The following is a 7,164-nucleotide window of genomic DNA, read 5'->3' on the forward strand; positions in this document are numbered from 1 at the left end:
TGGCGCGGCGGCGGATGTAGTCCTCGCAGACCTCGTTGATCTTGATCGCGCTCATCACCCGGGCGAAGCCGCCTTCCTTCTCCAGCGCGTCGGCCATGGCCAGGGCGTTGATGACGGTGGCCAGCATGCCCATGTGGTCGCCGGTGACCCGGTCCATGCCGGCCTCGGCCAGGCCGGCGCCGCGGAAGATGTTGCCGCCGCCGATCACCAGGCCGATCTGGGCGCCGGCGCGCTGGGCCTCGACGATGTCCTTGGCCATGGCCTGGATCACCTTCGGGTCGATGCCGTAGTCCTCGTGCCCCATCAGGGCTTCGCCGGAGAGTTTGAGCAGGATGCGGCGGTACTTCAGGGGCTGGGTGCTCATGGGTCTCTCCGGTGGCTGGGCAAACGGCGGAATTCTAGCCGATCGCGGGGCCACCCTGGCCCCCGGCGCGAAAAAGTTCGGCGGAGCGGCGACGCCGCCGCTCCGCCAGGTTGCCTGGCCCTTGCGGGGCCAGGCCACCATTCGATGCGTTTATTTCCAGTTGGCCAGCTCGTCGTCGGTGACGTAGCCGTCGCGGTTGCGGTCCACCAGTTTCCACTCGAAGTGCAGGGCGTGGTCGTCGGGCACCTCGGCGCGGCTCAGCCGCTGGTCGCCGTCGGCGTCGAGGTCGGCGACCTTCACCGCGTATTCGCTGGCATTGGGCAGCGGCGGCTGCACCGAAACCACGGTCACCGGGCCGGTTTGTGCTTCGAAGCTGGCCTGCGGGCCGGATTCGACGTTCTGCGCCAGGGCGGGGCCGGCGGCAAGCAGGGCAAGGCAGAACAGGGGGGCGGTGGTTTTCATGGGGGGACTCCCTTCGTGGCGATGGGTGCGCCGGGAGGTTTGCAGCACCCGGCACAACCCGGGATGAATTCACCCAATGGGCCGTTCAGGGAAAAGCAAAGGGCCGCGGGTTGCCCCGCGGCCCTTTACGGCAACACATGAGGCGATGGATCAGGCCAGGCCGGCCTGCTTCATCACTTCGGCGGCGTAGTCCTCGACCACCTTCTCGATGCCTTCGCCGACGGCCAGGCGCTGGAACTGCACCACGTCGGCGCCGGCGGCCTTGACGGCCTGCTCGACGGTCTGGTCGGTGTTCAGGACATAAGCCTGGCCGTACAGGGTGACTTCGTTGACGATCTTGGCGACCTTGCCGGCCATGATCTTCTCGAGGATTTCGGCGGGCTTGGACTTGTCCTTGTCGGACATCTTCGCCATTTCGATTTCCTTCTCCTTCGCCACGAACTCGGCCGGCACGTCGGCGGCCTTGTTGTACGGCGGGTTCATCGCCGCCACGTGCATGGCGATGCCGCGGGCCAGCTCGGCGTCGCCGCCCTTGAGCTCGACCAGAACGCCGATGCGGCCGCCGTGGATGTAGGCGGCGACGTGGTTGGCGCTGTCGACCTTGGCGAGGCGACGCACCTGCACGTTCTCGCCGACCTTGGCGATGACGGCGGCACGGGCTTCTTCGACGGTGTCGCCGGAGGCGACCTTGGCCGCCTTCAGGGCATCCGCGTCGGCGGCGCCGGAGGCCAGGGCGGCCTGGGCAACGGCGTCGGCGAAGGCCAGGAAGTTGTCGTCCTTGGCCACGAAGTCGGTCTCGGAGTTGATCTCGACCAGCACGGCCTTGCCGCCGTCCTGGGCCGCAACGATGCGGCCTTCGGCGGCGACGCGGTCGGCCTTCTTGTCGGCCTTGGCCAGGCCGGACTTGCGCAGGGCCTCGGCCGCGGCGTCGATGTCACCGCTGGTTTCGGACAGGGCCTTCTTGCATTCCATCATGCCGGCGCCGGTGCGCTCGCGCAGTTCCTTGACCAGGGAAGCAGTGATTTCCATGGGATCTCCTAGTTGATTACTTGGCGGCACGCGGCGCGCGGGGGGCGCGGGCACGCGGGGCCGGCTTCTTGTCTTCCTTGGCAACCGGATTGCCTTCGCCGTCGAGTTCGACGAAGTCGTCGGCGGCGGCCACGTGGGCCTGCGGCGAGGCAGCCTTGCCCTCGAGCACGGCGTCGGCGGCGGCGCGCACGTACAGCTGCACGGCGCGGATGGCGTCGTCGTTGCCCGGGATGGCGTAGTCCACCAGGTTGGGGTCGTAGTTGGTGTCGACCACGGCGACCACCGGGATGCCGAGCTTCTTGGCTTCCTGCACGGCGATGTTTTCGTGGCCGATGTCGATCACGAACAGCGCGTCCGGCAGGCGGCCCATGTCCTTGATGCCGCCCAGGGAGGCTTCAAGCTTGTCGCGCTCGCGGCGCAGGCCCAGCACTTCGTGCTTGACCAGCTTCTCGAAGGTGCCGTCGGTTTCGGCGGCCTCGAGTTCCTTCAGGCGCGCAACCGACTTCTTGACGGTGGCGAAGTTGGTCAGGGTGCCGCCCAGCCAGCGCATGCTCATGTAGGGCATGCCGCAACGCTCGGCTTCTTCCTTGATCGACTCGCGGGCCGAACGCTTGGTGCCGACGAACAGGATCGAGCCGCGCTTCTGGGCGATGCCCGAGACGAAGTTCATCGCGTCCTGGAACAGCGGCAGGGTCTTTTCGAGGTTGATGATGTGGATCTTGCCGCGGGCGCCGAAGATGTACGGACCCATCTTGGGGTTCCAGTAGCGGGTCTGGTGGCCGAAGTGAACGCCGGCTTCCAGCATCTGGCGCATGGTGACCTGGGACATGGTGATTCCTTTGCAGACAGGGAGCCGGCCGCACACTGGCGGCGTCGAAGCTCCGGGGTTGGGCCTCCGCCAGGCCGCCGCCTCGAACCCGGAAACCATGGCTTGGCCGCGGGCACCCCGGGGCGGGGGATTGCCTGGCGTGTGAATTCACCGGTGACGCCCGGCGTGGGCGGTTCGAAGGGCCCCGTGAGGGGTTTTCCGAGCCCCGGGAGTATAGCCGGCTGGCCCTTGGCCCCGCAACTGGGCGATAATCCCGCCCATGCATATCAGCCTCAAGAGCCCCGAAGACATCGAGCGCATGCGCGTGGCCGGCCGCCTGGCCGCCGAAGTGCTGCAGGTGGTCGCCCCGCACGTCAAGCCGGGCGTCACCACCGCCGAGCTCGACCGCATCTGCCACGACCACATCGTCAACGTGCAGGGGGCCGTGCCCGCCAACGTCGGCTACAAGGGCTTCCCGGCCACGGTCTGCACCTCGGTCAACAACGTCATCTGCCACGGCATCCCCAGCGACGCCAAGGTGCTCAAGGACGGCGACATCATCAATATCGACGTCACCGTCATCAAGGACGGCTGGCACGGCGACACCAGCCGCATGTATTTCGTCGGCGAGCCCAGCGTCAAGGCCCGGCGCCTGGTCGACGTGACCCGCGAAGCCATGTTCCGCGGCATCCGCACCGTCAAGCCCGGCGCCACCCTGGGCGACATCGGCCACGCCATCCAGAAATACGCCGAGGGCGAACGTTTTTCGGTGGTCCGCGAATATTGCGGCCACGGCATCGGCCGCATCTACCACGAAGACCCGCAGGTGCTGCACTACGGCCAGCCGGGCGCCGGCGTGGTGCTGCAGAAGGGCATGACCTTCACCATCGAGCCGATGATCAACGAAGGCTCCCGGCACACCAAGCTGCTGGGCGACGGCTGGACCGTGGTCACGCGCGACAAATCGCTGTCGGCCCAGTGGGAGCACACGGTGGTGGTGACCGACGACGGCGTCGAGATCCTCACCCGCCTGCCCGGCGACGACAACGACCTGTGACCCGGGCCGGCCAGTGAGCGCCGCCCCGAACATCACCGACTCCGAGCTGGCGACGACCCTTGCCGCCGCCGGCGACGACGGCGCCTGGCGCGACGTCGCCAAGGCCGCCCTGGTCGCCCGCCGTGAACTGCTGCGCCAGCGTTTCGACGCCGGCGAGGCCATCGACCGCCTGGTCTCGCGCTGCGCCGACGCGGCCGACGCGGTGGTGCGCGCGGCCTGGCAGCGCTGCCTGGGCGACACGCCCGGCCTGGACCTGCTGGCCACCGGCGGTTACGGCCGCGGCGAACTCTACCCGCAGTCCGACATCGACCTGCTGGTGCTCGCCGAGCCCGACCTGCAGCAGCGCCACCAGGTGGCCATCGGCCGCTTCTTCTCGCTGCTCTGGGACGCCGGCCTGGCCACCAGCCAGGCGGTGCGTTCGACCGGGCAGTGCGTCGAGGCGGCGCGCGAGGACATCACGGTGCTGACCGCGCTGATGGAATGCCGCGCGCTGGCGGGTGACCCGGGCGCCCCCAAGGCGCTGGCGGCGGCGCTGGCGCCGACGGTGCTGTGGTCGCCGTCCGACTATTTCCACGCCAAACGCGAAGAGCAGCGCGCCCGGCACGCGCGCTTCAACGACACCGCGCACAACCTCGAGCCCAGCATCAAGGAAGGTCCGGGCGGGCTTCGGGACCTGCAGACCATCACCTGGATGGGCATGCGCCTTTACGGCGTGCCCGGCCTGCGCGCCCTGGTGCCCCTGGGCCTGCTGGGCGAAGACGAATGTGCCAGCCTCGAACGCGAATGGCGGGTGCTGGCGCGGCTGCGTTTCGGCCTGCACCTCCTGGCCGGCCGGCGCGAGGAACGCCTGGGCTTCGACTACCAGAAGAACCTCGCCGCGATGCTGGGCCTGAAGGACGAGCGCCGCGACAACCTGGCGGTCGAACAGATGATGCAGGGTTTTTTCCGCAGCGCCGCCACGGTGATGCGCATCAACGACCGGGTGCTGCAGCGCTACGAGGAGCAGCTTTCAGGCCAGGAAGAATCGGTGCCGCTGGGCGATGGCTACGAGCTGCGCAACGGCTACCTGGCCATGGCCGAACCGACGCGACTGGGCGAAGGCTTCGCGCCGGTGCTGGCGCTGTTCGTTGCCTGGGACAAGCAGCCCGATGCCCGCGGCCTGCATTCGGAAACCGCGCGCGCCCTGGGTGAATCGCTGGGTGCGATCGGTCCGTACGCCGACCAGCCCGAAGCGCTGCGCCGGCAGTTCATGGACCTGTTGCAGTCGCCCCAGGCCGTGTCCACGCTGACCCGCATGGCCCGCCTGGGCGTGCTGGCGCGCTACCTGCCGGCCTTCGGCAAGGTCTCGGGGCGCATGCAGTACGACCTGTTCCATGTCTACACCGTCGACCAGCACACGCTGACGGTGCTGGCCTACCTGGACGGCTTCGCGCGCAAGGCCGACGAACGTTTCGGCATCGCCCACGAAGTCTGGCCGCGCCTGCGCAAGCCGCACGTGCTGCTGCTGGCCGGGCTGTTCCACGACATCGCCAAGGGCCGCGGCGGCGACCATTCCGAACTCGGCGCCACCGATGCGCGCGAGTTCGCCGCCGCGCACGCCATGCCGCAGTCCGACGCCGACCTGCTGGCCTGGCTGGTCGAACAGCACCTGCTGATGTCCACCACCGCCCAGCGCCAGGACATTTCCGATCCGGTGGTGGTGGCGCGTTTCGCCAACAAGGTGGCCGACCGCGAACACCTGGACTACCTGTACCTGCTGACCTGCGCTGACATCGCCGGCACCAGCCCGAAGCTGTGGAACGCCTGGAAGGACCGGCTGCTGGCCGACCTGTACGCCGCCACCCGCTTCGCGCTGCGCCGCGGCCTGGAAAACCCGGTGCACGCCACCGAGATCATGGCCGAGACCCGCGCCGCGGCGCTGGTGCGCCTGCTGGGTGAAGGCCTGACCCGCGAAGAAGTCGAGCGCATCTGGGCGGCCTACCCGGACGTGGGTTTCCTGCGCTACCGGCCCGAGCAGATCGCCTGGCAGACCCACGGCATCGCCGCCTCGGGCGGCGCCGACACCCTGGTGATGGTGCGCCCCCACCTCGAGGACGGCGGCCTGGAAGTGTTCGTGCGCACGCCCGACCGCGACGGCCTGTTCGCGGCCCTGGTGGCCACCTTCGACCGCCTGGGCCTGAACGTGCTCGAGGCGCGCGTGCTGAACTCGATCGACGGCTTCGCGCTCGACAACTTCCAGCTGTTCGCGCCGCACGGCCGCGCGCCCGAACCCGCCGCGGTGGAAGCGGCGCTGAAGCTGGCCCTGAAGGACCCGGCAAAGGTGAAGCCACCGCGCCGGGCCGCGCCCCGCCAGCTGCGCCACTTCCGGGTGCCGGTGAAGGTGGGTTTCGACGAATCGGCCGACGGCCGCCGCACCCGCATGAGCCTGGTCTGCACCGACCAGCCCGGGCTGCTGGCGTCGGTTGCCCAGGTGCTGCGCAAGTTCCGCCTGCGCGTGCACGACGCCCGCATCGCCACCTTCGGTGAAAAGGTGGAAGACTTTTTCCTGCTGACCGACGAAGCCAACCAGCCCATCGGTGACCAGGCCCTCTTGGATCAACTGCGCGAGGCCATCGTGGCCGGCGTCGACGGAGACATGCACCATGGCAAGAAAGAAGCCCAGCACTGAACAGCTGCAGGCGATCATCGAGGACGCCTTCGAGCGCCGGGCCACCCTGACCGCGATGGAAATCGACGGCTCGACGCGGCCGGCCGTGGAAGAGGCGATCGAGCTGCTCGAGTCGGGCAAGGCGCGCGTCGCCGCGCCGCGCGGCAAGCACTGGGAAGTCAACGAGTGGCTCAAGAAGGCCGTGCTGCTGTACTTCCGCATCAACGACATGCAGATGATGGAAGGTTTCCCGGCGCCGTTCTGGGACAAGGTGCGGCTGCGCTTCGACAACTTCGACGACGCCGACTTCCAGAAGCTCGGCGCGCGCGTGGTGCCCGGCGCGATCGTGCGTTCGGGCGCGCACATCGGCAAGGACGTGGTGCTGATGCCCAGCTTCGTCAATATCGGCGCGTACGTGGGTGCCGGGACCATGGTCGATACCTGGGCCACGGTCGGCAGCTGCGCCCAGGTCGGCAAGAACTGCCACATCAGCGGCGGCGCCGGCATCGGCGGCGTGCTCGAGCCGTTGCAGGCGGGGCCGGTGATCATCGAGGACAATTGCTTCATCGGAGCGCGCTCGGAAGTCGCCGAGGGCGTTCGTGTGCGCGAGGGCTCGGTTCTGTCGATGGGCGTCTATCTCGGCGCCTCGACCAAAATCGTCGACCGCGCCACCGGCGAAGTCTTCCGCGGCGAGGTGCCGCCCTATTCCGTCGTCGTGCCGGGCACGATGCCGTCCGAAAGCGGCGGCGCGAACATGCCGTCTCCCAGCCTTTATTGCGCGGTAATCGTCAAGCGCG

At 68.7% G+C, this 7,164-nt stretch carries 6 protein-coding genes and 1 pseudogene; 3 read left to right on the forward strand and 4 right to left on the reverse strand.

Features of this window, described 5'->3' with window-relative positions:
• The 4 genes and pseudogenes from AACZ35_RS10630 to rpsB form a co-directional block, all read right to left on the reverse strand.
• Positions 1–364: pseudogene (locus AACZ35_RS10630) on the reverse strand (UMP kinase); the annotation flags it as partial.
• A 150-nt stretch (positions 365–514) separates the two neighbouring features.
• Positions 515–826 carry a hypothetical protein gene (locus AACZ35_RS10635; RefSeq protein ID WP_339829003.1) on the reverse strand — a complete coding sequence of 104 codons (312 nt, stop codon included), beginning with the start codon at positions 824–826 and terminating at the stop codon, positions 515–517.
• 150 nt (positions 827–976) lie between these two features.
• Complete coding sequence (tsf, locus tag AACZ35_RS10640; RefSeq protein ID WP_339829005.1) at positions 977–1,855, reverse strand: translation elongation factor Ts; 879 nt, start codon at positions 1,853–1,855, stop codon at positions 977–979.
• Between the two features lie 16 nt (positions 1,856–1,871).
• Entirely contained in the window at positions 1,872–2,684 is an 813-nt protein-coding gene (gene rpsB / locus AACZ35_RS10645) for a 30S ribosomal protein S2 (RefSeq protein WP_188662721.1), read from the reverse strand.
• 259 nt (positions 2,685–2,943) lie between these two features.
• Between rpsB and map the strand changes: the two genes are divergently transcribed.
• From map to dapD, 3 genes are all read left to right on the forward strand, one after another.
• The gene (gene map / locus AACZ35_RS10650; protein ID WP_339829010.1) at positions 2,944–3,720 is read left to right on the forward strand and encodes a type I methionyl aminopeptidase; all 777 of its coding nucleotides are present in this window, start codon (positions 2,944–2,946) and stop codon (positions 3,718–3,720) included.
• Between the two features lie 13 nt (positions 3,721–3,733).
• Positions 3,734–6,388: a [protein-PII] uridylyltransferase gene (glnD, locus tag AACZ35_RS10655; protein ID WP_339829012.1), complete on the forward strand. Its 2,655-nt coding sequence runs from the start codon at positions 3,734–3,736 to the stop codon at positions 6,386–6,388.
• On the forward strand, positions 6,315–7,164 hold an 850-nt coding region (gene dapD / locus AACZ35_RS10660), incomplete at its 3' end, for a 2,3,4,5-tetrahydropyridine-2,6-dicarboxylate N-succinyltransferase (RefSeq protein WP_339829015.1). The genes glnD and dapD, both read left to right, overlap by 74 nt.

It is taken from the genome of uncultured Arenimonas sp. (genome assembly GCF_963976025.1).
Taxonomy (GTDB): Bacteria; Pseudomonadota; Gammaproteobacteria; order Xanthomonadales; family Xanthomonadaceae; genus Arenimonas.